General features: G+C 71.0%; 22 protein-coding genes. 8 read left to right on the top strand and 14 right to left on the bottom strand.

Annotation, left to right across the window (positions count from 1 at the left end):
- The first annotated feature begins 124 nt into the window (after window positions 1-124).
- The gene (locus ACN26Z_RS09360; RefSeq protein ID WP_093410252.1) at window positions 125-1,597 is read left to right on the top strand and encodes an NAD-dependent malic enzyme; all 1,473 of its coding nucleotides are present in this window, start codon (window positions 125-127) and stop codon (window positions 1,595-1,597) included.
- Between the two features lie 81 nt (window positions 1,598-1,678).
- On the opposite strand, the gene dapF is transcribed toward ACN26Z_RS09360, so the two are convergent.
- From dapF to ACN26Z_RS09345, 3 genes are read right to left on the bottom strand one after another with little or no spacing between them, the layout of a single operon-like run.
- Window positions 1,679-2,521: a diaminopimelate epimerase gene (gene dapF, locus ACN26Z_RS09355; RefSeq protein WP_093410250.1), complete on the bottom strand. Its 843-nt coding sequence runs from the start codon at window positions 2,519-2,521 to the stop codon at window positions 1,679-1,681.
- A 7-nt stretch (window positions 2,522-2,528) separates the two neighbouring features.
- Window positions 2,529-3,458 carry a tRNA (adenosine(37)-N6)-dimethylallyltransferase MiaA gene (gene miaA / locus ACN26Z_RS09350; RefSeq protein ID WP_373870704.1) on the bottom strand — a complete coding sequence of 310 codons (930 nt, stop codon included), beginning with the start codon at window positions 3,456-3,458 and terminating at the stop codon, window positions 2,529-2,531.
- Window positions 3,443-4,174 carry a class III extradiol dioxygenase subunit B-like domain-containing protein gene (locus ACN26Z_RS09345; RefSeq protein ID WP_093410244.1) on the bottom strand — a complete coding sequence of 244 codons (732 nt, stop codon included), beginning with the start codon at window positions 4,172-4,174 and terminating at the stop codon, window positions 3,443-3,445. Before ACN26Z_RS09345 ends, miaA begins: the two co-directional genes overlap by 16 nt.
- A 262-nt stretch (window positions 4,175-4,436) precedes the next feature.
- Here ACN26Z_RS09345 and ACN26Z_RS09340 point away from each other — a divergent pair, with 262 nt between their 5' ends.
- From ACN26Z_RS09340 to ACN26Z_RS09330, 3 genes are all read left to right on the top strand, one after another.
- Window positions 4,437-5,645 (top strand): DUF349 domain-containing protein, encoded by a 1,209-nt coding sequence (locus tag ACN26Z_RS09340; RefSeq protein WP_093410241.1) that lies wholly within the window; start codon window positions 4,437-4,439, stop codon window positions 5,643-5,645.
- Between the two features lie 428 nt (window positions 5,646-6,073).
- A complete protein-coding gene (locus ACN26Z_RS09335) occupies window positions 6,074-7,513 on the top strand; it encodes an RICIN domain-containing protein (RefSeq protein ID WP_093410238.1) in 1,440 nt (479 codons plus the stop codon).
- A 225-nt stretch (window positions 7,514-7,738) separates the two neighbouring features.
- A complete protein-coding gene (locus tag ACN26Z_RS09330) occupies window positions 7,739-7,888 on the top strand; it encodes a hypothetical protein (protein WP_421460696.1) in 150 nt (49 codons plus the stop codon).
- A 23-nt stretch (window positions 7,889-7,911) separates the two neighbouring features.
- Here the strand turns inward: ACN26Z_RS09330 and miaB are convergent, their stop codons facing one another.
- From miaB to selD, 3 genes are all read right to left on the bottom strand, one after another.
- A complete protein-coding gene (miaB, locus tag ACN26Z_RS09325; RefSeq protein WP_421460695.1) occupies window positions 7,912-9,429 on the bottom strand; it encodes a tRNA (N6-isopentenyl adenosine(37)-C2)-methylthiotransferase MiaB in 1,518 nt (505 codons plus the stop codon).
- A gap of 138 nt (window positions 9,430-9,567) precedes the next feature.
- Window positions 9,568-10,047, bottom strand: coding sequence for a hypothetical protein (locus tag ACN26Z_RS09320; protein ID WP_093410236.1), 480 nt, complete (start codon window positions 10,045-10,047; stop codon window positions 9,568-9,570).
- Window positions 10,048-10,261: 214 nt separating this feature from the next.
- Complete coding sequence (gene selD / locus ACN26Z_RS09315; protein WP_421460694.1) at window positions 10,262-11,251, bottom strand: selenide, water dikinase SelD; 990 nt, start codon at window positions 11,249-11,251, stop codon at window positions 10,262-10,264.
- A 188-nt stretch (window positions 11,252-11,439) separates the two neighbouring features.
- Between selD and ACN26Z_RS09310 the strand changes: the two genes are divergently transcribed.
- From ACN26Z_RS09310 to ACN26Z_RS09295, 4 genes are all read left to right on the top strand, one after another.
- Window positions 11,440-12,186 carry an amino acid ABC transporter ATP-binding protein gene (locus ACN26Z_RS09310; protein ID WP_093410231.1) on the top strand — a complete coding sequence of 249 codons (747 nt, stop codon included), beginning with the start codon at window positions 11,440-11,442 and terminating at the stop codon, window positions 12,184-12,186.
- Window positions 12,187-12,246: 60 nt separating this feature from the next.
- Window positions 12,247-13,113 carry a glutamate ABC transporter substrate-binding protein gene (locus ACN26Z_RS09305; protein ID WP_093410229.1) on the top strand — a complete coding sequence of 289 codons (867 nt, stop codon included), beginning with the start codon at window positions 12,247-12,249 and terminating at the stop codon, window positions 13,111-13,113.
- Window positions 13,114-13,194: 81 nt separating this feature from the next.
- The gene (locus tag ACN26Z_RS09300) at window positions 13,195-13,869 is read left to right on the top strand and encodes an amino acid ABC transporter permease (RefSeq protein WP_282239608.1); all 675 of its coding nucleotides are present in this window, start codon (window positions 13,195-13,197) and stop codon (window positions 13,867-13,869) included.
- Window positions 13,869-14,765, top strand: a complete 897-nt coding sequence (locus ACN26Z_RS09295; RefSeq protein ID WP_282239609.1) for an amino acid ABC transporter permease — start codon at window positions 13,869-13,871, stop codon at window positions 14,763-14,765. Before ACN26Z_RS09300 ends, ACN26Z_RS09295 begins: the two co-directional genes overlap by 1 nt.
- Window positions 14,766-14,867: 102 nt before the next feature.
- Here ACN26Z_RS09295 and rny read toward each other — a convergent pair whose 3' ends face one another.
- From rny to ACN26Z_RS09255, 8 genes are all read right to left on the bottom strand, one after another.
- Window positions 14,868-16,634 (bottom strand): ribonuclease Y, encoded by a 1,767-nt coding sequence (rny, locus tag ACN26Z_RS09290; protein WP_421460692.1) that lies wholly within the window; start codon window positions 16,632-16,634, stop codon window positions 14,868-14,870.
- Between the two features lie 783 nt (window positions 16,635-17,417).
- Entirely contained in the window at window positions 17,418-18,188 is a 771-nt protein-coding gene (locus ACN26Z_RS09285) for a regulatory protein RecX (RefSeq protein WP_421460691.1), read from the bottom strand.
- Window positions 18,189-18,198: 10 nt separating this feature from the next.
- A complete protein-coding gene (gene recA, locus ACN26Z_RS09280; protein WP_421460690.1) occupies window positions 18,199-20,556 on the bottom strand; it encodes an intein-containing recombinase RecA in 2,358 nt (785 codons plus the stop codon).
- 185 nt (window positions 20,557-20,741) lie between these two features.
- Window positions 20,742-20,942, bottom strand: coding sequence for a DUF3046 domain-containing protein (locus ACN26Z_RS09275; protein WP_421460688.1), 201 nt, complete (start codon window positions 20,940-20,942; stop codon window positions 20,742-20,744).
- 4 nt (window positions 20,943-20,946) lie between these two features.
- On the bottom strand, window positions 20,947-22,362 hold the full coding sequence (locus ACN26Z_RS09270; protein ID WP_421460685.1) for an MFS transporter: 1,416 nt from the start codon (window positions 22,360-22,362) through the stop codon (window positions 20,947-20,949).
- Between the two features lie 39 nt (window positions 22,363-22,401).
- Entirely contained in the window at window positions 22,402-23,541 is a 1,140-nt protein-coding gene (locus ACN26Z_RS09265) for an acyl-CoA dehydrogenase family protein (RefSeq protein ID WP_282239613.1), read from the bottom strand.
- A gap of 79 nt (window positions 23,542-23,620) precedes the next feature.
- A complete protein-coding gene (locus tag ACN26Z_RS09260; protein ID WP_282239614.1) occupies window positions 23,621-24,322 on the bottom strand; it encodes a UdgX family uracil-DNA binding protein in 702 nt (233 codons plus the stop codon).
- 167 nt (window positions 24,323-24,489) lie between these two features.
- The gene (locus tag ACN26Z_RS09255; RefSeq protein ID WP_421460684.1) at window positions 24,490-25,830 is read right to left on the bottom strand and encodes an aminotransferase class I/II-fold pyridoxal phosphate-dependent enzyme; all 1,341 of its coding nucleotides are present in this window, start codon (window positions 25,828-25,830) and stop codon (window positions 24,490-24,492) included.
- Between the last annotated feature and the right edge of the window lie 26 nt (window positions 25,831-25,856).

The following is a 25,856-nucleotide window of genomic DNA, read 5'->3' as shown; positions in this document are numbered from 1 at the left end:
CAACGCCCGCTGCACCTGGTATATGCCCGCCCGCCGATCGGCGAGAGCGGGGGCGGCTGCCGGCTGCCCGGGGCGGGCGAGTAGAAATGCGGACGAGCCGTTCAGCGCCGACGGAGGGACCTGCGTGGCCACGACCCGACTGCCCAGTGCCGGATTCTCGATCACGATCCGGATCGCCGTGCCCGCCGACGCCTCCTCGATCGGCCGGCTCACCACGTCGGTGGGTGAGGCCGGGGCGATCGTCACCGCGCTGGACGTGGTCGACTCCGATCCGACGAACGTGATCGTCGACCTGACCTGCGACACCGCCGACGCCGGTCACGCCGACCAGGTGGTCGACGCGCTGAGCGCGCTCGACGGCGTGGACGTGCGCAAGGTTTCCGACCGTACCTTCCTGCTGCACCTCGGCGGCAAGATCGAGGTGAGTCCGAAGGTCGCCCTGCGGAACCGGGACGAGCTGTCGCGCGCGTACACCCCCGGGGTGGCCCGGGTCTGCCAGGCGATCGCCGACAACCCGGCGGACGCCCGGCGGCTGACCATCAAGCGCAACACGGTGGCGGTGGTCAGCGACGGCTCGGCCGTGCTGGGGCTGGGCAACCTCGGTCCCGCCGCCTCGCTGCCGGTGATGGAGGGCAAGGCGGCGCTGTTCAAGCGCTTCGGCGGGGTGGACGCCTGGCCGGTGGTGCTCGACACGCAGGACACCGACGAGATCGTCGCCATCGTCAAGGCCATCGCGCCCGCGTACGGCGGGATCAACCTGGAGGACATCGCCGCGCCGCGGTGCTTCGAGATCGAGGCCCGGTTGCGCGAGGCGCTGGACATCCCGGTCTTCCACGACGATCAGCACGGCACCGCCATCTGCGTGCTGGCCGCGCTGACCAACGCGCTGCGCGTGGTGGGCAAGCAGCTCGCGGACGTACGGGTGGTCGTCTCCGGCGCGGGCGCCGCCGGCACTGCGATCATGAAGCTGCTGCTGCGCCAGGGTGTCGGCGACATCATCGCGTACGACCGGCAGGGCGCCCTGCACCGTGGGCAGACCGATCTCAACCCGGCCTGGCGGTGGCTGGCCGAGAACACCAACCGGGACGGCTACTCGGGTGACCTGCCCGGTGCGCTCGCCGGCGCCGACGTCTTCATCGGGGTGAGTGCCCCGAACCTGCTCACCGGCGACGACATCGCCACCATGGCGAAGGACGCGATCGTGTTCGCGCTGGCAAACCCGGACCCGGAGGTCGACCCCCGGGAGGCGCGCAAGCACGCCGCGGTCGTCGCCACCGGCCGCTCCGACCAGCCGAACCAGATCAACAACGTGCTCGCCTTCCCCGGCGTCTTCCGCGGCATGCTCGACGCGCACGCCGAGGAGTTCACCGAGGAGATGGCGATCGCCGCCGCCCGGGCCATCGCGGACGTGGTGGGCGAGGAAAAGATCAATCCCACGGTCATCGTGCCCAGCGTCTTCGACTCCCGGGTCGCTCCGGCGGTCGCCGCCGCCGTACGCGCCGCCGCCCAGAACCCCACAGTCACCCCACCGCCCGCCGCCGACCCCGGCCCGGCCGACCTGCCCGAGATCGCCGCCTCCGCCTCCGCCACCCCCTGACGGACCTCGGACCCCAACCGCCCAGGTTGATCACGAGGTCGACGGCAGCTGAAGAGATCGCCGCCAACCTCATGATCAACGCTAAGTCAGGGGTGGGAGGGTGAGTTCGCCGGTGGCGACGAGGAGGGCGGGACCGGAGAGCCAGCAGGAGTCGGGGGTGACGGTCACCGTGAGGCGGCCGCCGGGGACGTCCACGGCGACAGTCCCGGTCTCCTGGTCGGCGTCGCGCAGGGCCACCGCGGCGACCGCGCAGGCACCGGTGCCGCAGGAGAGCGTCTCGGCGGAGCCACGCTCGTGGACGCGCATCAGCACGTGTGCGTCGACGCCGGAGACCGGCGCGCCGGCGGTGGTGAACTCGACGTTCACCCCGGCGGGGAAGACCGCCGGGTCGATGTCGGGGGCGCGGGTCAGGTCCAGCCCGGCCAGGTCCAGTCCGGCGGGTACCGAGCAGACCAGGTGGGGATTGCCGACGTCCACCGCCGTGCCGGGCAGGGTCAGCCCGCCCAGGGCGGCGGCGGAGGCACCGTACAGCCGGGGTCGTTGCATCTCGACGGCGATGGCGTCGCCCTCGACCCGTGCCCGCACCACGCCGGCCCGGGTGGCCACCGGCAGTGCCTCGCCGGACGGCACGACCAGCCCGTTCGCCAGCAGGTACCGGACGAAGACCCGGGCACCGTTGCCGCACATCTCGGCGAAGGAGCCGTCGGAGTTCCAGTAGTCCATGAACCACTCGGCCTCGCCGGCCAGGGCGGCGCCGTCGGTGTGCTTCGCGGCGCGGACCACCCGCAGCACGCCGTCCCCGCCGAGACCACGCCGCCGATCGCAGATCGCCGCCACCAGTTCGGGCGTCAGGTCGAGCGCGCCGTCCGGGTCAGGCAGGATCACGAAGTCGTTGCCGGTGCCGTGCCCCTTGGTGAACTCCACGCTCCCATCATTGCGCAGCCGCACCGAGGATCCGCATCGCGGCCCCGATCAGCCCCGGGTCGGCCGAGTCGAGCCAGTGCACCCGAGGATCGCGCCGGAACCAGGAGCGCTGGCGGCGGACGAAGCGGCGGGTGGCCCGGACCGTCTCGTCGTACGCCTCGGTCTCGGTCAGCTCCCCACCCAGGAAACGCAGCACCTGCTGGTAGCCGAGCGCCCGGCTCGCGGTACGTCCGTGCGGCAGGCCGCGCTCGACCAGTCTCCGGGTCTCCGCGACCAGCCCGTCCGCCCACATCCGGTCGACCCGCATCGCGATCCGCTCGTCGAGCAGGGCGGTGTCCAGGTCCACGCCGATCTGCACCGCCGGGTAGTAGGGCGTCGGCTCCGGCAGCGCCGCGGTGAACGGCCCCCCGGTCAGCTCGATCACCTCCAGCGCGCGCACGATGCGCCGGCCGTTGCCGGGCAGGATGCCGGCCGCCGCGACCGGGTCGGCGTCGCGCAGTCGCGCGTGCAGGGGGGCCGGCCCTAGCGCGGCCAACTCGCCTTCCAGGCGTTGTCGCACTGCCGGATCGGTGCCGGGGAACTCGAACTGTTCCAGCACCGCCCGCACGTACAGCCCGGACCCACCGACCAGCAGCGGCACCCGGCCCCGGGCGAGGACGTCGTCGACCGCCGCCCGGGCGAGCCGCTGGTACTCCGCCACGCTGGCCGGCTCGGTGACCTCCCAGATGTCGAGCAGGTGATGTGGTACGCCGTCACGCTCGGCGACCGTGAGCTTGGCCGTGCCGATGTCCATGCCTCGGTAGAGCTGCATCGAGTCGGCGTTGACCACCTCACCGTCGAGCGCGTGCGCCAGCGCGATGCTCAGCGCCGACTTGCCGGCCGCCGTCGGCCCGACGACCGCGACCACGGTGCCCGGGGCGGTCACGGCCGCTCCCAGTTCGCCACGAGGTAGCCCACCCCGTAGGGCGCGGCGTGGTAGCGCAACTCGCCACGCCAGCGACCACCCGCTGCTCGCGCGGCACCGGCGAGCACCTGCCAGGGCGCCCGTCCCGCGACCTTGAGCTGCGTCGACAGGGCGGGGTCCAGGCCGAGCAGGGCGTCGCCGTCCGCGTCGGCCAGGGCTCGCGCGACCGTCTCGTCGTACGCCTCGGCGCGCGGATCGGCGTAGCCGGGCGCCTTCTCACCCCGGCAGGCCGAACCGTCCCCCATCACCAACAGCGCCCACGGCTGGTCCGGGCCGAGCCGGGCACCGAGTTCGGCGCAGGTCTCGACCGGGTCGGTGGCCCCGACCGTCGTCATCCGCCAACTCATGCCCCGGATCCTGGCCGGCGGTCGCCGGCCGAGCAGCCAGGCGCCGACCAGCAGGCTGAGCGGGAGATGGTCGCTGCCCACCAATCCGTCGGGGTGGTCGCCGAGGCGTACCTCAAGCGGCACCCCCCACGGCGCGAAGCTGCCCCGGAACGGAGAGTCGAGGTCGGCTCCGCGGTCGCCGGCCCCGATCACCAGGACGGTCCGCGCTTCCGAGTCGAGCAGCCGGGCGACGGCGGCGTCACAGGCGGCGCGCAGGTCGTCCAGCTCGGACGCGGCGGCACCGGCGATCTCGGGGATGAGCAGCGGCGGGTGGGGACAGACGGCGGCGGCGACCAGTGGCACCAGGCAACCGTAGCGGTCCGCTCCGGCAGCGTGGCCGCGTGCCGCCGGGAAGGACGACCGCGCCGCACGTACGCCGTACGGTCGAAAGCGGCACGCCGGTCGGATGGCCCAGACCGGCCCTAGGACACCGTATGGTCACGGTCGGCGATAGGCGCTCGACGCGGACCGGGGCGCACCTGTGACAATGCCCGGAGAAACTTGGCTGCGCCGTGGCGGCGCCCGGGAGACTGCTCCCTGGTGCCGGGAGAACGAGGATGGGCACATGAGCGACTGGACTGCCTTCGGACGGGTGGACGCGGACGGCACCGTTTACGTCAAGACCGCCGAAGGCGAGCGGGTGGTCGGATCCTGGCAGGCGGGAGCACCGGAGGAAGGGCTGGCACACTTCGCACGCCGCTTCGCCGACCTGGTGACCGAGGTGGACCTGACCGAGGCACGGCTCAACTCCGGTGCGGCGGACGCCAACCATTCGCTCGCCACCATCCGACGGATCCGTGCTTCCCTCCCCGAGGCTCACGTAGTCGGCGACATCGACGCCCTGGCGACCCGGCTCGACAAGCTCGCCACCGTGGCCGAGGAGAAGGCCGGTGAGGCCCGGGCGGCGAAGGAGGCCGCCCGCGTCGAGGCCCTCGCCCGCAAGACCGCCCTGGTGGAGGAGGCCGAGAAGCTGGCTGCCGAGTCGACCGGTTGGAAGACTGCCGGTGACCGGCTCAAGGAGATCCTCGACGAGTGGAAGACCATTCGAGGGGTCGACAAGAAGACCGATGGCGAGTTGTGGAAGCGGTTCGCGGCCGCGCGGGACGGCTTCACCCGCCGCCGGGGTGCCCACTTCGCCTCCCTCGACGCGCAGCGCAAGCAGGCGCAGACGGTCAAGGAGGAGCTGGTCGCCGAGGCCGAGAAGGTCGCCGAATCAACCGACTGGGCGGCGACGGCCAACCACCTCAAGAACCTGATGACGCAGTGGAAGGCCGCGCCGCGCGCGTCGAAGGAGGCCGAGCAGCGGCTCTGGGAGCGGTTCCGGGCCGCCCAGGACTCCTTCTTCAGCCGGCGTAGCGAGGTCTTCTCCGCCCGGGACAACGAGCAGCGCGCCAACCTGGAGCGCAAGCAGGCACTGCTCGCCGAGGCCGAGGCGCTCGACATCGACGGCGACCCGAAGGGCGCCCAGGCGAAGCTGCGGGAGATCCAGGCGCAATGGCACGAGGCCGGTCGGGTGCCGCGCGAGGCGGCCGCCGGGCTGGAGCGCCGGCTGCGCGCGGTCGACGAGAAGGTCCGCGAGGTGATGGACTCGGCCTGGCGGCGCACCAGCCGGGAGGACAATCCGCTGCTGGCCCAGATGCGCTCGCAGGTCGCGGAGGCAGAGGAGCGGCTGGCGCGGGCGCAGGCCGCAGGTGACTCCCGGCGGATCAAGGAGGCCGAGCAGGCGCTCGCCTCGAAGCGCCAGTTCCTCCAGTTGGCCGAGCAGGCCGGCTGAGCCGTACGTCCGATGCCCTCGGCTCTCCCACGCGGGAGCCGGGGGCATCGTCCTTTTCGCAGGTCGCCGCGATGTTAGCGTACGACATTTACATCGACGTCGATCTGTGATTACCTGGGAAAGCGCTTGCCCTCCCCAGGGCTAGGGCGCGGGAGCCATTCCGACCAGTTCATCCCACGGCAGGGCGCATCCTGCGACCGCCACGGCATCGCTGCCGCCGGGCACGGCAGCCTCCACCGCCGGGGCGTACCCCCTGCCGACCGCACCGGGTGACGCATCCGGGCGTCCGCCACGGCCCACGCCACCCCCTCAACCGCCGTGGCCGCCCACGTCACGGACCGGTCCGGGCCGGCCGTGATCGCCGGTTCGGCCGGTGCGCGACGCGTCATCCGATCCGTCCCATTTATCGAGGATGAGGAGAACAAACCGTGCTTGCAGACGTCAAGCCTCGCCTGACGCGACGGTTGGCGGTGCTGGCCGCGACGGCCGTCGCGCTGCCCGCCGCCGCCGTCGCGGTGACCGTCGCTCCGGCCGCCGCCGCGACCGTCGACACCGGCGCCTACTACGTGTTCGTCAACCGCCACAGCGGCAAGGCCATGGATCTGTGGAACTGGTCCACCGCCGACGGTGGTGAGATCCGGCAGTTCAGCCGTCTCGACGGCAACAACCAGCAGTTCCAGTTCGTCGACGTGGGCAGCGGCTACTACCAGCTGCGCAACCGGCACTCCGGCAAGGTCGTCGCCATCCCGAACTCGAACGACGGGGTGCAGGTCACCCAGGTCACGGCGAGCAGCGACACCAAGCAGCACTGGCGGCTCGCGGACTCCGCCAACGGCGACGTGCGGTTCGTCAACCGGCACAGCAACAAGGTCCTCGACCTGTGGGGATGGTCCACGGCCGACGGGGCGATGATCTCCCAGTACGCCGATCTGGACGGCGCCAACCAGCGGTGGCAGCTGGTGCGCCTCAGCGGCGGCACCAATCCCACTCCCCCGCCCAACCCGGGCCCGCAGACCGGGCTGGTCGGCTGGGCCACCCAGAACGGCGGCACCACCGGCGGCGGCAATGCCGGTACCACCACCGTCACCAACGCCTCGGCGTTGACCAGCGCGCTCAACTCCAGCAGCGCGGCGGTGATCCGGGTCTCCGGCACCATCAACTGCTCGGGGATGCTGCGGGTCCGCTCCAACAAGACGATCCTCGGCAACTCAGGCGCCACGATCGCCGGCTGCGGCTTCAACATCAACGGCGACCGTAACGTCATCATCCGGAACCTGACCTTCCGGAACTGGGACGATGACGCGATCAACGTCCAGGAGTCGGCCACAAACATCTGGATCGACCACAACACCTTCACCGCCGGCTACGACGGCGCGGTCGACATCAAGCGCGGCTCCGACTTCATCACCGTGTCCTGGAACCGGGTCTACGGCCATGACAAGTCGATGCTGCTCGGGCACAGCGACGACAACGCCAGCCAGGACGTCGGCCATCTGCGGGTGTCGTACCACCACAACTGGTTCGACGGCAGCAACCAGCGCCACCCGCGGGTCCGCTTCGGCAACCCGGTGCACGTCTACAACAACTACTACAGCAACGTGCGCGGCTACGGCGTGGCGTCCACGATGAACGCCGGCGTGCTTGTCGAGGGCAACTACTTCGAGAACACCCCCGACCCGTACCACCTGGGCGAGGGCAGCTCCGGCCCGGGCTCCCTGGTGGCCCGCAACAACCACTTCGTCAACTCGGGCAGCGGCCAGACCGGCGGCAGCGTCGCCGGCATCCCGTACTCGTACACCCTGGACACCCCGAGCAACGTCAAGTCGATCGTGACGGGCGGCGCAGGCGCCGGTCGGATCTCGGTCTGACCGTAGGGGTCAGGGCCTGTGTCGAAGTCCTCGGTCGAGGCGGAGTCCAGGCGGCGTCCAGCCGGGCGTCGCGCGAGGCCCGCCGCCGGCCGGCCCCGGACTTCGACACAGGCCGCCCAGAGCTGCGTGACCTGGCCGCAGCCGGGCTCCGCCGGGGTATGTGTGGTGGCTCCTTTGCTCTGCTTCACTCCGCGCAATGGTTTCGCTCGCTCACCGTTGCGCGGGTTGAAGCAGAGCAAAGGACGCAAGGTGGTGGGTGGTGGCCCGGCCGGGCACGCCGCCGGACAGCAGCACTCTCCGGGAGGCCGTGGCGGGTTCGACCACGACAGCTACCAGCGGATCCAGCAGGATGGCCGCCTGCGTGCGGACGCTTGAGCTCGGAGACAGGCCGACCTGGCTCAGGGCGAGACGGCGCAGCCGGTCGTCGGCGCGGGCGCCGCGGCCGGCGCGCCGATCGTGGGCAGCCCCAACAGCACCCCGGGGGTACGCGGCGAACGCCCCGCCTCGGCCGCGTCACCGGCCCTGGTCCGGCGGTGCGACAGCGGCGCACCGTCGGCGTTGAGGTGGTGCGGCGCGGCGTAGGTGATCGTGGTGTGCACGATGTCGCCCGGCCGGATCGACTCGGCGTCCCCCGGCTCGCCGGCACCACCGGTGGCGAAGTGCACCAGGCGGCCGTCGCGGGCACGCCCCGACATCCGGCCGGTGCGCTCGTCCTTGCGGCCCTCACCGACGGCGACCAGCACCTCGACGGTCTCGCCGACGAGCTTCTTGTTCTCCGCCCAGGTGATCTCCTCGACGCAGGCGATCAGCCGCTCGTACCGCTCCTGCACGACCTGCTTGGGCAACTGGCCGTCCATGCTCGCGGCCGGCGTGCCGGGGCGCTTGGAGTACTGGAAGGTGAACGCGGAGGAGAACCGCGCCTCACGGACCACCTCCAGGGTGCGCTCGAAGTCCGTCTCGGTTTCGCCGGGGAAGCCGACGATGATGTCCGTGGTGATCGCCGCGTCGGGCATCGCCGCCCGGACCTTCTCGATGATCCCCAGGTACTTCTCCGACCGGTACGACCGGCGCATCGCGCGCAGCACGTCGTCGGACCCGGACTGCAACGGCATGTGCAGCGAGGGGCAGACGTTCGGCGTCTCGGCCATCGCCGCGATCACGTCGTCGGTGAAGTCCTTCGGGTGCGGGCTGGTGAACCGCACCCGCTCCAGCCCGTCGATCTCGCCGCAGGCGCGCAGCAGCTTGCCGAAGGCGTACCTGTCGCCGAACTCGACGCCGTATGAGTTGACGTTCTGCCCGAGCAGGGTCACCTCCAGCACGCCCTCGTCGACGAGTGCGCGTACCTCGCTGAGGATGTCGCCGGGGCGGCGGTCCTTCTCCCGGCCACGCAGCGACGGCACGATGCAGAAGGTGCAGGTGTTGTTGCAGCCCACCGAGATCGACACCCAGCCGGCGTACGTCGACTCGCGGCGGGTCGGCAGCGTCGACGGGAAGACGTCGAGGGATTCGAGGATCTCCACCTCGGCGGCGGCGTTGTGCCGGGCGCGCTCCAGCAGCACCGGCAGCGAGCCAATGTTGTGGGTGCCGAAGACCACGTCCACCCAGGGTGCCCGGCGGACGATGTCGCCCCGGTCCTTCTGGGCCAGGCAGCCACCGACGGCAATCTGCATCCCCGGGTGCCGGTTCTTGACCGGGCGCAGGTGACCGAGGTTGCCGTACAGTCGGTTGTCCGCGTTCTCGCGGACCGCGCAGGTGTTGAACACCACCACGTCGGGGGTGTCCTCGGCCTCGCCCGCGCGGACGTACCCCGCCTGCTCAAGCAGGCCGGAGATGCGCTCGGAGTCGTGCACGTTCATCTGGCAGCCGTAGGTGCGCACCTGGTAGGTGCGCGGGCCGCCCGCCGCTGCGGTAGTCATGACGTGCACAGCGTAGCCGGGCTTGAGTTGTCGGACGCAAACGAGGAGAAGCCGTTCGCCGCCGCCACCCGCGCCCTGCTCGACGAGTCGATGGTGCGCGGCGGCAGCCGACCCGCCGCGCCGGCCGGCAACTGAGGCTCAGGCGGCGGCGAGGGCGGGGTTGACCGAGTCGGGCGCCCAGCGGGAGCGGTGGCAGCGCGACCAGCCCCGGCAGCGCGGGTCCGCCTCGGTGCACAGCCGGCGGTCGCTGAGCACTTCGCCGTCGTCGGTCTCCCGCACGTCGAAGTGCACCGGGCGGATGCTGCCGTCCGGGGCCACCAGCAGGTGCCGGGTGTCGTCGAGCGTGTCGTCCCGCAGCAGGCAGTTGCGGCCGAGCAGCCGGGCCAGCGCCGCGATGCTGGGCAGCTCGGGCAACTCGTCAGGTACGCCGTAGCAGTCCACGATCGTGGCGAACTCCCCCGGCGCCTGCCAGACGTCGCAGACCACCGCGTACGTCGGCAGCCGCAGCGGATCCGCCACCGCCAGTGGCATCACCACCCGACCGAGCGCGTCGGCCAGCGCCGGGTAGACCTCCACCGGTCGTACCTGGTCAATTCTCCAGTTCCACAGCTCGGTCATGCCGTCTCCTCGCTGTGCTCGTCCCCACCGGCCTCCGGATCGGGCCATACGACGATGGTGGGGGGCATTTGCCCCCAGCCGGGGGCAAGTTACCGGTCTGTGACCATTCTGGCCCAAATTTCCCGGAGCATCATCGCTCCAGGTAGCGGGAAGATGACAGTTTATCGGGTATCGTGCGCGTTCCACGCAACGGCACGCGTACCGAAACCTGCGTTCAGCGCAGGACGACCCGGTATTCCCCGGGGGGCAGCAGCTCACCGATCACCGGAGCGCCCGGTATCTCCCCGGCGATCAGCAGCCCGCCGGAGGTCTGCGCGTCGGCCAGCAGCAGCCGGTCCTCCTCGGTCGCCGCGCCGAAGTCCGTCCACGGGGTCACCCACTCCAGGTTGCGGCGGGAACCACCGCTGACGTACCCGTCCCGGACCGCCTCGCGGGCACCATCCAGGTACGGCATCCGGGCGGTGTCGATCGCCACCGTCAGCCGGCTCGCCCGGGCCAGCTTCGAGGCGTGCCCGATCAGACCGAATCCGGTCACGTCGGTGCCGCAGCGCACGCCCGCCGCCACCGCCGCCCGCGCGGCGTCCCGGTTCAGCGTGGTCATCGCCGCCACCGCCGCCGGGAAACTCTCGCCGGTGCTCTTGTGGCGGGTGTTGAGCACGCCGACGCCGAGCGGTTTGGTAAGCGACAGCGGCAGACCGGCCCGCCCGGCGTCCAGGGTGATCAGCTCGTCCGGCCGGACCAGCCCGGTGACGGCCAGGCCGTACTTCGGGCCGTCGTCGTCGACGCTGTGCCCGCCGGCAAGATGACATCCGGCTGCGCGGGCCACGTCCAGGCCGCCGCGCAGCACCTCCCGGGCCAGGTCCAGCGGCAGCACCTCGCGCGGCCAGCAGAGCAGGTTGAGCGCGACAAGCGGAGTGCCGCCCATCGCGTACACGTCGGACAGGGCGTTGGTGGCGGCGATCCGACCCCAGTCGTACGCGTCGTCGACCACCGGGGTGAAGAAATCCGCGGTGGTCACCAGGCCGGTGCGCTCATCCAGCCGGACCACTGCGGCGTCGTCGCCGTGGTCGAGCCCGACCAGCAGCTCGGCGGTGCCGGCGGCGGGCCCGAGATCGGCGACCATCGCCTCCAACTCGCCCGGCGGGATCTTGCAGGCACAGCCGCCGCCACGGGCGTACCGGGTCAACCGCACGGGCTCGGTCATCTCCTCATGATCTCCGTCACCCGGGCGGGACGCCAGCCGGGCGGGTCAGATTCGGACGCCGGAGTCGGATCATCCAGGGTGTTACCGCTCCGTGACCATCTGAGTTGTGTTCCGCCACTTCACCCCGCCTACAGTGGCCGCTACCGGGGGTCGACCGACTCCCGACAGCGACGAGGAGGACAGACGACGTGGCGACGGGCGAACCGCTCATCGTGCTGGACTCGGTCAACAAATGGTTCGGGCCGTTGCACGTACTGGACGACGTCTCGCTGTCGGTGGGGCGGGGCGAGGTGGTCGTGGTGATTGGCCCGTCCGGCTCCGGCAAGTCGACCCTGTGCCGCACCATCAACCGGCTGGAGCCGATCAACTCCGGCACCATCACCTTCGACGGGCAGGCGCTGCCGGCCGAGGGCAAGGCCCTGGCCAAGCTGCGCAGCGAGGTCGGCATGGTGTTCCAGTCGTTCAACCTCTTCGCGCACAAGACGATCCTGGAGAACGTCACCCTCGGCCCGATCAAGGTCCGCAAGGAGAAGCCGGCGGCGGCCCGCGAGCGGGGTCTCGCCCTGCTCGACCGGGTCGGCATCGCCAACCAGGCCGACAAGTACCCGGCCCAGCTCTCCGGCGGCCAGCAGCAGCGCGCCGCGATCGCCCGCGCGCTGGCCATGCAGCCCAAGGCGATGCTCTTCGACGAGCCCACCAGCGCGTTGGACCCGGAGATGGTCGGCGAGGTGTTGGACGTGATGACCTCGCTGGCCCGCGACGGCATGACCATGGTCGTGGTCACCCACGAGATGGGCTTCGCCCGCCACGCGGCGAACCGGGTCATCTTCATGGCCGACGGCAAGCTCGTCGAGGATGCCGCTCCGACGGAGTTCTTCGCGAATCCGCGCAGCGAGCGCGCCAAGGACTTCCTCTCCAAGATCCTCACCCACTAGGCGTCCGGTAGTGGGGCGGGCCGTGACCCGGCCGGCTCCAGTCGAAGAAGGAGATCAGGTATGCGAATGAAGCGGATGGCGGCGGTTGCCGCCGTTGCCGGCCTCGCGGTCGCGATGACCGCCTGCGGCGGGGACAGCGACGAGGGCGGCTCCGGCACGGGCGCCGGTGGCATCGTCGGCAAGGCCGAGAGCCAGAACAAGCTGGTCATCGGCGTCAAGGCCGACCAGCCGGGCCTCGGTCTGCAGACCGGCAGCCAGTACGAGGGCTTTGACATCGAGATCGCGAAGATCATCGCGAAGGGCCTCGGCGTCGAGGAGAGCGGCATCGAGTGGAAGACCACCGTGTCGGCCAACCGGGAGCCCTTCATCGAGCAGGGCACCGTCGACCTCGTGGTCGCCACCTACACCATCAACGACGAGCGCAAGCAGAAGGTCAACTTCGCCGGACCGTACTACATCGCCGGCCAGGATCTGCTCGTCAAGGCGGACTCCACCCTCACCGGCCCGGACCAGCTGGCGGGTAAGACGGTCTGCTCGGTAACCGGCTCGACGCCGGCCAAGCGGATCACCGAGAACTACCCGGACGCCAAGCTGCAGCAGTTCGACGCGTACTCGAAGTGCCTGCCGCTGTTGGAGAACGGCCAGGTCGACGCGGTCACCACCGACGACATCATCCTCGCCGGCTACGCCGCGCAGGACCAGTACGCCGGCAAGTTCAAGGTGGTCGGCAGCACCTTCTCCGACGAGCCCTACGGCATCGGCCTGAAGAAGGACGACACCGACGGCTGCGAGAAGGTCAACGAGATCCTCAAGGCCGCCGCCGAGGATGGCAGCTACAAGGCTGCCTGGGACGCCACCCTGGGCAAGAGCGGCACCCCCGCGCCCGAGCTGGACACCACCAAGCTGACCCACTGCGGCGCTGTCTGACCGGTACCGGAGCCGGCACCCCTTGCGGGTGCCGGCTCCGGCCTGTCACCGGCCGCCGCCACGTGCCCCGGGAGCCGAAGCATGGACGTATTCACCGATCCGGAGAACCTCGACGCATTCGTGTCGGGCTTCGTCTGGATCCTCAAGCTGACCGGCGCGTCCGCGGTCTGCGCGCTGGTCATCGGCGTGCTGCTGGCCGCGATGCGGGTCTCCCCCGTACCCGTGCTGCGCGGCTTCGGCGCTGCCTGGGTCAACATCTTCCGCAACACTCCGCTGACGCTGGTCATCTTCTTCTGCTACTTCGGGCTGTACGCCACCCTCGGGCTGAGCCTGTCTCAGGAGCTCGACGTCAACATCTACTGGCTCGGTGTGATCGGCCTGTCGACCTACACCGCCGCCTTCGTCTGCGAGGCGGTGCGCTCGGGCATCAACACCGTGCCGACCGGCCAGGCCGAGGCGGCCCGGGCGATCGGGCTGTCGTTCGCGCAGACGCTGCGGATCGTGGTGCTGCCGCAGGCCGCCCGCTCGGTGATCGCGCCCTTCGGCAGCATCCTGATCGCGCTCTGCAAGAACGCCACGATCGTCGGCACAATCGGGCTCGTCGAGGCCTCCAGCGTCATGAAGGACCTGCTCAACAGCTACGGTAACGCCGTCATTCTGATCTTCCTGGTCTTCGCCGGCACGTTCGCCGCACTGCTCATCCCCACCGGCTACTTCTTCGGCTGGCTGGCCAACCGACTGGCGGTGAAGCGCTGATGAGCACCAGCAACGTCCTCTACGACCACCCGGGGCCCCGGGCCAAGGTACGCAACGCGGTGCTGAGTGTCGTCTTCGGCGTCGCGCTGCTCGCCCTGCTCTACTGGATCTACACGAAGTTCGATCAGGCGAACCAGTGGGAACCCCGGCTGTGGGAGCCGTTCACCCGGTCGGCCACCTGGACCCAGTTCATCCTGCCGGGCCTGTGGGCGACCCTGAAGGCGGCCGGGGTCGGCATGGTGCTGTCGCTCGCCTTCGGCGTCGTCTTCGCCTTCGGCCGGCTCTCCGACCGCTGGTGGATCAGCGTGCCGGCCGGCATGGTGGTGGAGTTCTTCCGCGCCGTCCCGCTGCTGCTGATGATCTTCTTCATCTTCTACGGCGTACCGTTCCTCATCAAGGGTCCGGTGACCGCCTTCTGGGCCGTGGTGATCGGCCTAACCCTCTACAACGGGTCGGTGCTGGCCGAGGCGTTCCGGGCCGGCATCCGGGCCGTGCCCGGCGGGCAGTCCGAGGCGGCGTACGCGATCGGCATGCGCAAGAACCAGGTGATGCGGATGATCCTGCTGCCCCAGGCAGCCCGCGCCATGCTGCCGATCATCGTCAGCCAGCTGGTGGTGCTGCTCAAGGACACCGCGCTCGGCTACATCGTGGCCTACCCGGAGCTGCTCCAGCGCGGCGTCAACGATCTCTCCGCCAACTACGGCAACATCATCGCCTGCGCGATCGTCGCTGCCGTCATCTACATCGTGATCAACTCACTGCTCACCTGGTTCGCCGGCTGGCTCGACCGACGCACCGGTGTCCGAGCCTTCCGGGTACCGAAGCAGACCGCACCGGCCGGAGCGGCGGACTCCACCCCCGAGGGCGGCGCCACCGTCTCCGAGCCACAGGGGTGAGCGGATACCGCTTCGGTGCGGGACGGTCGGGACCGGTCGGCGCGCACCCCTAGCAACATAGGAAGGGCCTCTGCTCGGCGAGCAGGGGCCCTTCCTTATGCCTCAGCGGGCGATCTCGGTGACCCGGGACTCGCGGACCACCGTCACCCGGATCTGCCCCGGATAGGTCAACTCCTCCTCGACCTGCTTGGCCACGTCCCGGGCCAGCACCGCAGCGCCGATGTCGTCGACGTCGTCGGGCTTGACCATCACCCGGATCTCCCGGCCCGCCTGCATCGCGAAGACCTTCTCCACGCCGACCTTGCCGGCGGCGATCTCCTCGATGCGTTCCAGCCGCTTGACGTACGCCTCCAGGCTCTCCCGCCGCGCCCCCGGCCGCCCACCCGAGCAGGCGTCGGACGCCTGGGTCAGCACCGCCTCCACGGTCTGCGGCGGCACCTCGTTGTGGTGCGCCTCGATGGCGTGCACCACGTCCTCGCTCTCGCCGTACTTACGGGCCACGTCCGCACCGATGAGCGCGTGACTGCCCTCCACCTCGTGGGTGAGCGCCTTGCCGATGTCGTGCAGGAAAGCCGACCGCTTGATCAACGGCACGTCCAAGCGCAGCTCGGCCGCCATGATCCCGGCGATGTGCGCGGTCTCCACCAGGTGCTTGAGCACGTTCTGCCCGTACGACGTGCGGTAGCGCAACCGACCCAGCAGGGTGGCCAGCTCCGGGTGGATCTCGGTGATGCCGACCTGCACCAGGGCGTCCTCGGCGGCCCGGTGGCAGAGCTGGTCCACCTCCTGCCGGGCCAGCTCGTGCACCTCCTCGATGCGGTGCGGGTGGATCCGGCCGTCCAGCACCAGCTTCTCCAGCGTCAACCGGCCGACCTCCCGGCGCACCGGGTCGAAGCAGGACAGCAGCACCGCCTCGGGAGTGTCGTCAATGATCAGGTTGACCCCGGTGACCGACTCGAAGGCCCGGATGTTGCGGCCTTCCCGGCCGATGATCCGCCCCTTCATCTCGTCGCCCGGCAGGTGCAGCACACTTACCACGCTCTCGGCGGTCTGCTCACTGGCCACCCGCTGGATGGCGTCGACCACGATGTGCCGGGCCCGCTGCTCGGCCGTCGACCTGGCGTCGGACTCGATGTCCCGGACCAACAGCGCGGCCTCCCGCTTCGCCTGGCCCTCGATCGCCTCGACCAACTCGGCCCGCGCGGCGTCGGCGGTCAACCCGGCGACCCGCTCCAGCTCCCGTCGCCGCTGGTTCTCCACCTCGGCCAGCTCGGACTCCCGCTCGGCCAGCGCCGCCTCACGGGCCGCCAGCGCGGCGTTGGCCGCAGTGAGCTGCCGTTCCCGTTCCGCGAGCCGCTCCACCTCCTCGGTGTGCAGCCGCTCCCGCTCGTCCATCCGGGTCGCCCGCCGCTCCACCTCGGCGGCCTGCTCCCGGGTGGTCGCGGCCAGCACCGCCACCTCCCGCTCACCGCTGCGCCGGGCCGCCGTGCGCAACTGCTCGGCGTCCGCCTCGGCCTGCTTGTGCGCCCGTTCCAGCACCGTGTCCGCCTCGGCGCGGGCGTCGTCGAGCACCCGACGTGCCTCCGCCCGGGCGGCCTTCGCCTCGGCCTTGGCCGCCGCCGCCTCGGCGCGGGCCGCCGCCGCCGCGGACTTCGCCACGTCGATGGTGCTGTTCGCCTCGTCGGCGGCCGTGCGCAGCGCGGCCAGCGACTGCTCCTGCCGGTCCTTCTCCGCGACGTACGCCGGATCCTCCGCCGCCGGACGCGACATGAAACCCCGCATCAGGCGCACGCCGAACAGCACCGCACCGAGCACCACGAGGGTCAGCACCAGCACGGCGGTCAGGATCACGACGTCGAAGGCGCTCATCGAACGGCTCCGTCCGGCCGGTCGCCAACGCCGAGGGCGACAGCAGGTGGGCCGGAACTCTGCTCACCGTCATCGCTGGCCCCGGACTCCGCCGCACCGGGAGCGGCCGCCCCCGCGCTCATGCCGGCGCTCCGTTCCGAGACGTGCCCCTGGCGGGCAACGCCGAACGAAGCCTCAAGATCGGCCCGCTCCGCTCGCTCATACCGAGACTCCGGTGAACCTGTGCCGCCTCGCCATGGCGCGCCTCCCCTGAACCGTCGCGCCGCAACAGCCTGCCGGGTGGGCACGCTCCTGCGACTCTGGACGCCCGACCGGAGCGCATGGCCGTGGGTTGGCTTCCTCCGCCGACGTCCCTGACGGCCGTCGGCGGGCCGGGTGCACTGTCACGTGAGCCCGGACCGGCCCGTCCGGAGCTGACGTACGCGGCCGATGGTGCCGGCCAAAGTGATGCTGTTCTGTTACGGGATCTATGTTGTGCGCTTAGCCTGCGCTTGGTCGGGCAATGTGAGCCTTTATGGCGAGGCTAGGTCTCAACCGGGCTCCGGTCAAGAACGGATGATCAAACCACCCGGACGGAGAGAAGTTAAATAGTCACCCTCCGCCTATGAACACTCGGACGCCAGCGGGCAAAAAAGACGAACAACCAACGTCGGGTTGACTCATCCGGGCTGGTCACGTCGCGAAGGTGGTCGTCGCAGCCGCGCTACACGCATCGCCCGCGCTCCCGGGACGGGCCAGGCCGGGATCACAGTTGATGGACGGCATGAGAGCGCGAATGCGCGGTCAGCGGTCGATCTCACCCTCGGCGTCGGCGAGGGCGTCGGCGTCGATCTGCTCGGCGAACTCGGCCGCCTCGGCGCTTTGCGCGGCGATCGCCTCCTTCACCGCCCGGATCGCGACACCGGCCGGGTAGCCCTTGCGGGCCAGCATGCCGACCAGCCGCCGGAACACCGCGTCCGGCTCGCCCCGGGCGGTCCGCAGCTTCCGTTCCACCAGGGCACGGGCGGTCTCCGCCTCGGTGGTCTCGTCCAACTCGTCCAACGCCTCGCTGGCCGTGTCGCCGTCCACGCCGCGTTGGCGCAGCTCGTTGGCGAGTGCCCGGCGAGCCAGCCCCCGGCCGGCATGCCGGCTGCTCACCCAGGCGCGGGCGAACGCGGCGTCGTCGATGATGCCGACCTCGTCGTACCGGTCGAGGACCTGTTCGGCGGTCTCCTCGGAGATGCCCCGCCGCGCCAACACGGTGGCCAACTCGGCACGGGTACGCGGACGCACCGCGAGCTGCCGCAGGCAGATCTCCCGGGCCACCTCGGCCTCGGCACGAGGCGTGGATGCCGCATCCTCGCGTGCCGAACCGCCGGCCCGTCGGGCGGAACCGGCCCTGCCCCGGGAGGTATCCCATGCCGACGCGTCCGGAGAATCGACCGACGCCAAGTCACCCGGGTCGGCGGGGTTCCCGGCGGCGCGGCGGCCTCGGCGGGGTCGTGGTGTGGCGTCACCCGCTCGGGGCGGGCTGGCATCCCAGCCCCGCCCCGAGCGGGCACGTCGTCCTGCCACGGATCGTCGATCAGAAGTCGACCGGCGGCAGCTCCGGGCCACCGGCGGCGTCGCCCGCGCCGACCCCGACGCCGAGCTTCTCCAGGATCTTCTTCTCGATCTCGGCGGCCACGTCCGGGTTCTCCCGGAGGAACTCGCGGGCCTTCTCCTTGCCCTGGCCCAACTGGTCGCCCTCGTAGGTGTACCAGGCGCCGGACTTGCGAATGATCGACTGCTCGACGCCGACGTCGATCAGCGAGCCCTCACGGGAGATGCCCTTGCCGTACATGATGTCGAACTCGGCCTGCTTGAACGGGGCGGCGCAGTTGTGTACGACGATGTCGTCAGCGACCAGCGTGTGCAGCTCATCGACCTCGACATCAAAGGTCCTCGTACGCCGCGCGGGCAGGATCTCCTTGACGGTCGAATAGCGCACCTGCTCGGCCAGCAGTTCGCGCAAAAAAGCGTCGTCAAGCGCGTCCGCCAGCAGTTGCAACCGATCCCGCCGGATCTGGTGCAGCCCTAGAACCTGCTTCATGCCACCACGCGAATTGCCGGCCGTCGCGCCGATCAGTTGAGCAGCGAGCACAGCCGTGACGCCCTTACCCGCCAGGTGTGCCAGCACCGACTCGGTGACCGCAGGCGACAGGTAGCCGGCCTGCGAGCCCCGCCGACGCCCTTCCTGGCTGTTGAGCGCCTCGCGAAGGATGACCCCGCGCGGTCCCCACAGCGGAACCGCTTCGGCGAACGCCTCCACGTTGTCGCTGCCGGCCACCCGGACCTCGTAGCACAACCGCTTTGCCTGGATGCGACGCCCCTTGATAAGGCTGGGGCGCTGACCCGTCGGGTCGTAGCGACGAACCGAACTCGTGATGCCGTATCGCAGCAACAACCAGTGGAGTTGGTGGGCCAACTGCTCCGAGGTAGTCGTGTAGCCGACCCGAATGGCACCGGTCTGCTCGATGCTCACCCAGCCGTCGCTTTCGAGTAGACCGAAAAGCAGGTTGCCTGCCACCTCGCGGGAAAGACCCGGATCGAAAAACTCGGCGGGGATGGTCTTCTCCCAGGCCAGCTTGCCGTAGATCCCCGCTTGTCGGCACAACGCCAGCAACTCGTTGCGCTCACCCTGACGGTGGGAGAACGAGATGGCCAACTTGCCGTCATGCTCGTGTGTGTCGCAGCCGAGCCCTGCGGCGATGCGCGCCGCGTCGGCCTTCAGCGACTCCTGGATGTTGATGAACTGCAGCGGGGTCTTCCCACCGACATATCCGTCACCAATCAGGTAGCCGAGCATTCGTGCCTGCTCGGGCGAGTAGGGCTCATGCTCGCCGAAACCCAGGAACTGTCGAGGCTGCGCAACCCGGTCTCCGGCACCCAACTCGCCGGCCACCTTCCAGCCCCGATCGGTCAAGACCTTGTGATCGGGGGTGGCCCAGACCGTGGCACCGCCACGCAGACGTACCCCGATGACATCCTGTTCTCCCTGGTCGAACCAGGAGACGACAGGGCGGGCGTGCAGCATGCCGTCCTTCGCCGCTGCCACCACGGAGACAGGCATCCGCCCGTCGACGATGTCCTCGATCCGGTTGGCGCGGCCGGTGACCGGGTCGAACACCATGGTGCCCTCGGCGAGGCACTTGTTCTTCACGACCTTGACCCGGGTGCGGTTACCGACCACGTCGGTGCCGTCCTTCAGGCTCTCGATGCGCCGCACGTCGAGCCGGACCGAGGCGTAGAACTTCAGCGCCCGACCACCCGTCGTCGTCTCGGGTGATCCAAACATGACGCCGATCTTCTCGCGGAGCTGGTTGATGAAGATCGCGGTGGTGCCGGTGTTGTTGAGCACGCCGGTGATCTTCCGCAGCGCCTGGCTCATCAGCCGGGCCTGGAGACCGACGTGGCTGTCGCCCATCTCGCCCTCGATCTCGGCGCGCGGCACCAGCGCGGCCACCGAGTCGATCACGATGATGTCGATCGCGCCGGAGCGGACCAGCATGTCCGCGATCTCCAGCGCCTGCTCGCCGGTGTCCGGCTGGGAGACCAGCAGGGCGTCGGTGTCGACACCGAGGGCCCTGGCGTACTCCGGGTCGAGCGCGTGCTCGGCGTCGATGAAGGCGGCGATGCCGCCGGCCCGCTGGGCGTTGGCCACCGCGTGCAGGGCGACCGTGGTCTTACCGCTGCTCTCCGGGCCGTAGACCTCGACGACCCGGCCACGGGGCAGACCGCCCACGCCGAGCGCCACGTCGAGCGCGATGGAACCGGTCGGAATGACCGAGGTCTGGATGACCGGTCGCTCCCCCAGCCGCATCACCGAGCCCTTGCCGAACTGCTTGTCGATCTGAGCGAGAGCAAGGTCGAGCGCCTTCTCCCGGTCAGGACCTGCCGCCATCGTTGCCACCCCTGCCTTCGCCGGCGTCTTTCCTGAGCTTCGCGTCACGCGGGACACGCTAGGCGCTGGGTCCGACAGAAAACCAGCCGACTGGCCGTGGCCTGTGGACGAGCACCCCGCTGTGGACAATAGCCGAACAGGTGTACGACTCGGCAAGAGACACGCGGAAGTAACGAATCGGCTGCTCAGCGTAGCCGGGCGGGTACCCGGTCCGGATAGGCCGCGACCACGGCGCGCCACACCAAGTGCGTCTCCACGCCGGCCTTGAGGGCCTGCTCGATGGTCCGTCCGCCGAGTTCCGACAACACCTGGTCGCTGGCGATGCTGGCCGCGTACGCCGGACCGAACGCCTCGGCCAGGCGCGCCCAGAAGTCGGTCAGCCGCACGTGATCAGTCCTTCCTGTCCGGTGCACTCGTCGGCACCGGACGCAACGCTAGCGCCAGCAGGGGTGCCACCGCGACCGCGGCGAGCAGGGTCAGCACCGGATAGCCCGCCAGTTGCATGACAAACCCGCTCAGTGCTCCGGCTGACGCTCCGGCCAGCCCCATGAGCAGGTCGGACAGGCCCTGGGCGCTGGGCCGTACCTCGTCCGGTACCGACTCCGACAGCAGGGTCGAACCGGCCACCATGGTCGCCGACCAGCCGAGCCCGAGCAGGATGAGCCCGACGGTGAGCCGGGGCGTGTGGTGCCCGGCGGTGCCGGCGACCGCGCAGGCGGCCAGCAGCGTCGCGATCCCGCCGAGGATGACCGGGCGGCGACCGAACCGGTCGGCGAGCCAGCCGACCACCGGCGCCAGCGCGTACATGCCGGCGATGTGCAGACTCAGCACCAGCCCGACCACCGGCAGCACCTCGTCGACGGCGTAGTACTCCCGCAGGTGCACCGGGGTCATCGCCATCACCGCCACCATCACCAGGTGCCCCACGGCCACGGCGGACACGCCGAGCCGGGCGGCCGGTCGGGCGCGTACCACCGACCAGGCGGCGCGCATGCCCACGCCGCGCCGGGCCGACGGTGCCGGCACCGGGATCGGGCCGGCCGGGGCGAGCGCGGACGCCGCCTGGGCCGGCTCGGCCGGGACCGGCGGCGGACCAGACGGGGGCGGTTCGGACGCGCCGGCCCGGGCCGCCGCGAGCCGGCGCGCGGTGAGCAGCGGGTCGGGCCGCAACCACAGCAGCAGTACGCCGGCGGCGAGCACGAACGCGACGGCGCTGAACGCGAACGGGCCGGACAGCGTCGGCAGCCCCCAGCCGCTTGTGGTGCGGTCGGCGAGCGCGGCGAAGTTCGGGGCGGCCACCGCGCCGATGGTGGTGGCCCAGACGATCAGCGACAGTTGCCGGGCGCGCCGATCCGGTTCGGCGAGATCGACCGCGGCGTAGCGGGCCTGAAGGTTGGCGGCGGAGCCGCCGCCGAAGAGGAGCATGCCGAGGAAGAGCAGCGGGACCGACCGGGTTGCCGCGGCGAGCACGACAAGCGCCCCGCCCAGCGCCCCGACCACGTACGCGACGGCCAGGCCGGGGCGGCGGCCGTACCCGGTGATGATCCGGGTGACCGGCACGGCGAGCAGTGCGGCGCCGACCACGGCGGCGCTCTGCGCCAGGCCGGCCACGGCGGTGCCGGCGATCTCGGCGGCGAGCAGGGCGCCGACGGAGATGCCGATGGTCACCCCGATGCCGCCGACGATCTGGGTGGTGAAGAGCAGCCGCAGGGTGCGCCGCTGGATGGGCGCGACGTCTGGGTGCGCCGTCGGCGTGGTGGTCAGGTCAGTGGCCAACGGGAGGCTCCTTGGGTAAGGGGTGACCATCCTTTCGCACCCGACCGACAGCCGGCAGCCCGGTTCTCGTCACAGCCCCAGACCGCGCCCGATGATCTCCTTCATGATCTCCGTGGTGCCGCCGTAGATGGTCTGCACCCGGCTGTCCAGCCAGGCCCGCGCCACCGGGTACTCCGCCATGAAGCCGTAGCCGCCGTGCAGCTGCACGCACCGGTCGGCGACCCGGTTCTGCAACTCCGTGGTCCACCACTTGGCCTTGGCCGCATCGGTCACCGACAGCCGGCCGGCGTTGAACTCGGCCACGCAGTGGTTGACGAAGGTCCGCGCGATGGTGACCTCGGTGTCCAGCTCGGCGAGGAGGAACCGGTTGTGCTGGAACTTCCCGATCGGTCGGCCGAACGCCTCCCGGGTGCGCGCGTAGTCGAGAGTGAGGGCGAGCAGCCGTTCCGCGGCGGCGACCGCGGCGACGGCGATGCTGAGCCGTTCCCGGGGCAGGTTGGCCATCAGGTGGTAGAAGCCGTGGTTCTCGGTGCCGATGAGGTTGGCGGCCGGCACCCGACAGTCGTCGAAGAAGAGTTCGGCGGTGTCGTTGGCCTTCAATCCGACCTTGGCCAGTCGGCGGCCCCGGGTGAAGCCGGCGGTTCCGGTTTCCACCGCGATCAGGCTCACGCCGTGGGCACCCTCGTCGGCGGTACGGGCCACCACGATCACCAGGTCGGCCAGTTCACCGTTGGTGATGAACGTCTTCTGCCCGTTGAGCACGAGGCTGTCGCCGTCGCGGACGGCGGTGGTGCGGACGCCGGCCAGGTCGGAGCCGGCGCCGGGTTCGCTCATCGCGATGGCGGTGACGAGGTCGCCGGAGCAGAACCGGGGCAGCCAGCGCTGGCGCTGCTCCTCGGTGGTCAGCTCGGTGAGGTACGGCGCGACCACGTCGTTGTGCAGGCCGAAGCCGAGCCCGGAGCAGCCCGAGTTGACGATCTCCTCGACCAGGACGGCGTTGTACCGGAAGTCCCGCTGTCCGCCGCCGCCGTAGTCGGGGTGGACGTCCATGCCGAGCAGTCCGGCGGCACCGGCCTTCCGCCACACCTCGCGGTCGACGATGCCGTCGGCCTCCCAGCGGTCGTGGTGCGGTACGGCCTCGCGGTCGAGGAACCGCCGGCACAGGTCCCGGAACTCGTCGTGGTCAGCCTCGTAGAGGTGCTGCTGCATGGCGGCAAGTGTGGCACCGTCCGCGACGCCGTCGCATGGTCGGTGCCGGCGCTGCGGTTGGGGGCGAGCGCGGCTGGTGTCAGCCGGCGAGGGCGCGAGCCGCGACGGTCAGGTCGGCGACCAGCCCGTCGTAGGCGACGTCCTGGTTGTCGGCCCGGAGCACGGCGGAGGGGTGGATGGTGGCCAGGAGTTTGGCCGGGGGCGCGTCGGCGGTCCCTCCGGCGCTGTCCACCGGTACCCGTTGGAAGTCCTCCGGGTGTTGGGCGGCGGCCGGCCAGGGCAGCAGTTCGCCGCGCTGGCGGGTGACCCGGAACGTCGGGCCGAGCAGGGCTTTCGCGGCGGTCGCCCCGAGTACCACGATCACCTCTGGGGTCAGCTGGGCGAACTCGGCGACCAGCCAGGGTCGGCAGGCGGTGATGTGTACCCGGTCCGGGGTCTGGTGGATCCGCCGCTTACCGCGTAGTTCGAAGCGGAAGTGCTTGACGGCATTGGTGAGGTAGATGTGGGCCGGGTCCAGCTTGGCGTCGTCGACCGCCTTGCGCAGCAGCCGGCCGGCAGGGCCGACGAAGGGCAGCCCCTTCTGGTCCTCCATGTCGCCGGGCTGCTCGCCGACGAAGACCACCCGGGCGGTGGCGTCGCCCCGGCCGAAGACGGTCTGTGAGGCGTCCCGGTACAGCTCGCAGCCCCGGCAGCCGGTGGCGGCGGCCCGCAGCTCGTCGAGGGTGTCGGCCTGCGGCGGGATGAACCGCTGGGCCCCGGGCGCAGTATCGGTGTCGGCCATGGCGACTGTTCTACCCGCTGTGACGCGCCCCACGCGAGCGGGAGCGCCCACCCAGGCAGCAACATCGGGGATGTTGCCGCCTCGAACCCGCCTCACGCTGCAACATCGGGGATGTTGCAGCGTGGGCGTGGGCGTGGGCGGTCGGGGTGGTGGGGGGACGGGGGCGGTCAGGCGGTGAAGCTCGGGGAGGGGGTGGGGTGGGCTGCGCGGGTGACCGCGTCGGCGAGCGCGGGGAGCTCCGCCTCGTTCAGGCCGCTGACGGTGATGCGCAGCCCCGGCGGGCCGGCGATCCGGTAGAGCGCGCCCGGCGCGACCGCCCAGCCGGCGTCACGCAGGGCGGTCAGCGCGCTGGTCTCGTCGTCCACCGGTACCCAGACGTTGATGCCGGTGCGGCCGTGGGCGGGCAGGCCACGGGCGGCGAGGGCGGCGATCAGGGCGTGGCGCCGTCGTTCGTAGCTCTCTGCGGCCCGGTCGACCAGGGCGGTCACCTCTGGATCCTTCCAGAGCGAGAGCACGAGCCGTTGCAGCACGGTGGAGACCCAGCCGGTGCCGACCCGGGATCGGCCGGCCACCCGCGCCACGGTGGTCTCGTCTCCGGCCAGCACGGCCAGGCGCAGGTCCGGGCCGAAGGGCTTGCTGACCGAGCGGAGGAAGGCCCAGTGGGTGGTCGCTCCGGCGAGCGGGTGCAGCGGTACGCGGGCCAGCTCGGCGGCGTGATCGTCCTCGATCAACAGCAGGTCGGCCCGACCGGCGAGCAGGGTGCGCAGGGCGCTGGCCCGGTCGGCGGAGACCGCCGCGCCGGTGGGGTTCTGGGCCCGGCTGGTCACGATGAGCGCTCGCGCTCCGGCGGCGAGGGCGGCGGCGACTCCGGCGACGATCGGCCCGTCGTCGTCGATGGGCATTCCGATCGGCCGTAGCCCGAGCGCGGCGAGCAGGTCGAGCAGGCCGGTCCAGCCGGGATCCTCCACGGCCACCGCGTCGCCGTGGCGCAGGTGCGCGCCGAGGAGGCGTTCGATGCCGTCCAACGCGCCGCCGGTGAGGGTCAGCCCGGGGGCCGGCACCCCGTCGGCGGTCAGCCGCGCCCCGGCCACCTCGGTCATCTCGGGCAGTACGCCGAGGTCGGGATAGCCCACCGGGTCGCCGACGGTGTCGGCGAGGGCGGCCAGGTGCCGACGCAGCGGCGGTAGCAGCCGCTGGTCGGGTTCGCCTCGGGACAGGTCGCGCAGCCCGGGGGCGGGCGGTGGGCGCAGCGCGGCTCGGCGGGCGGCGACCGGTGGTCGGGGACGCACCCGGGTGCCGTGCCGGCCGGCGGTGACGACGAGGCCACGGCGACGCAGTTCAGCGTAGGCACGGGAGACGGTGGCCGGGCTGACGGCCAGATCGGCGGCGAGCGTGCGCACCGGTGGCAGCAGGTCGCCGGGGGCGAGGGCGGCGTTGCGGATGCCGGACTCGATGCTGGCTGAAATGTCGGCGGCCGTCGCACCGGTCACCTGATAGCGTACTGACACAAACACAGTATTGTACTAGAACAAAG

Source organism: Verrucosispora sp. WMMD703 (genome assembly GCF_049178935.1).
Lineage (GTDB): Bacteria > Actinomycetota > Actinomycetes > Mycobacteriales > Micromonosporaceae > Micromonospora > Micromonospora sediminimaris.
This window is presented reverse-complemented; position numbering and strand designations above follow the sequence as displayed.

Excerpts from the sequence above, each read along its gene's own strand:
- ACN26Z_RS09340 (WP_093410241.1), top strand. The coding sequence starts at position 4,437 with ATGAGCGACTGGACTGCCTTCGGACGGGTGGACGCGGACGGCACCGTT.
- miaB (WP_421460695.1), bottom strand. The coding sequence starts at position 9,429 with ATGACTACCGCAGCGGCGGGCGGCCCGCGCACCTACCAGGTGCGCACC.
- ACN26Z_RS09320 (WP_093410236.1), bottom strand. The coding sequence starts at position 10,047 with ATGACCGAGCTGTGGAACTGGAGAATTGACCAGGTACGACCGGTGGAG.
- selD (WP_421460694.1), bottom strand. The coding sequence starts at position 11,251 with ATGACCGAGCCCGTGCGGTTGACCCGGTACGCCCGTGGCGGCGGCTGT.
- ACN26Z_RS09305 (WP_093410229.1), top strand. The coding sequence starts at position 12,247 with ATGCGAATGAAGCGGATGGCGGCGGTTGCCGCCGTTGCCGGCCTCGCG.
- ACN26Z_RS09300 (WP_282239608.1), top strand. The coding sequence starts at position 13,195 with ATGGACGTATTCACCGATCCGGAGAACCTCGACGCATTCGTGTCGGGC.
- ACN26Z_RS09295 (WP_282239609.1), top strand. The coding sequence starts at position 13,869 with ATGAGCACCAGCAACGTCCTCTACGACCACCCGGGGCCCCGGGCCAAG.
- rny (WP_421460692.1), bottom strand. The coding sequence starts at position 16,634 with ATGAGCGCCTTCGACGTCGTGATCCTGACCGCCGTGCTGGTGCTGACC.
- recA (WP_421460690.1), bottom strand. The coding sequence starts at position 20,556 with ATGGCGGCAGGTCCTGACCGGGAGAAGGCGCTCGACCTTGCTCTCGCT.
- ACN26Z_RS09270 (WP_421460685.1), bottom strand. The coding sequence starts at position 22,362 with ATGGTCACCCCTTACCCAAGGAGCCTCCCGTTGGCCACTGACCTGACC.
- ACN26Z_RS09265 (WP_282239613.1), bottom strand. The coding sequence starts at position 23,541 with ATGCAGCAGCACCTCTACGAGGCTGACCACGACGAGTTCCGGGACCTG.
- ACN26Z_RS09260 (WP_282239614.1), bottom strand. The coding sequence starts at position 24,322 with ATGGCCGACACCGATACTGCGCCCGGGGCCCAGCGGTTCATCCCGCCG.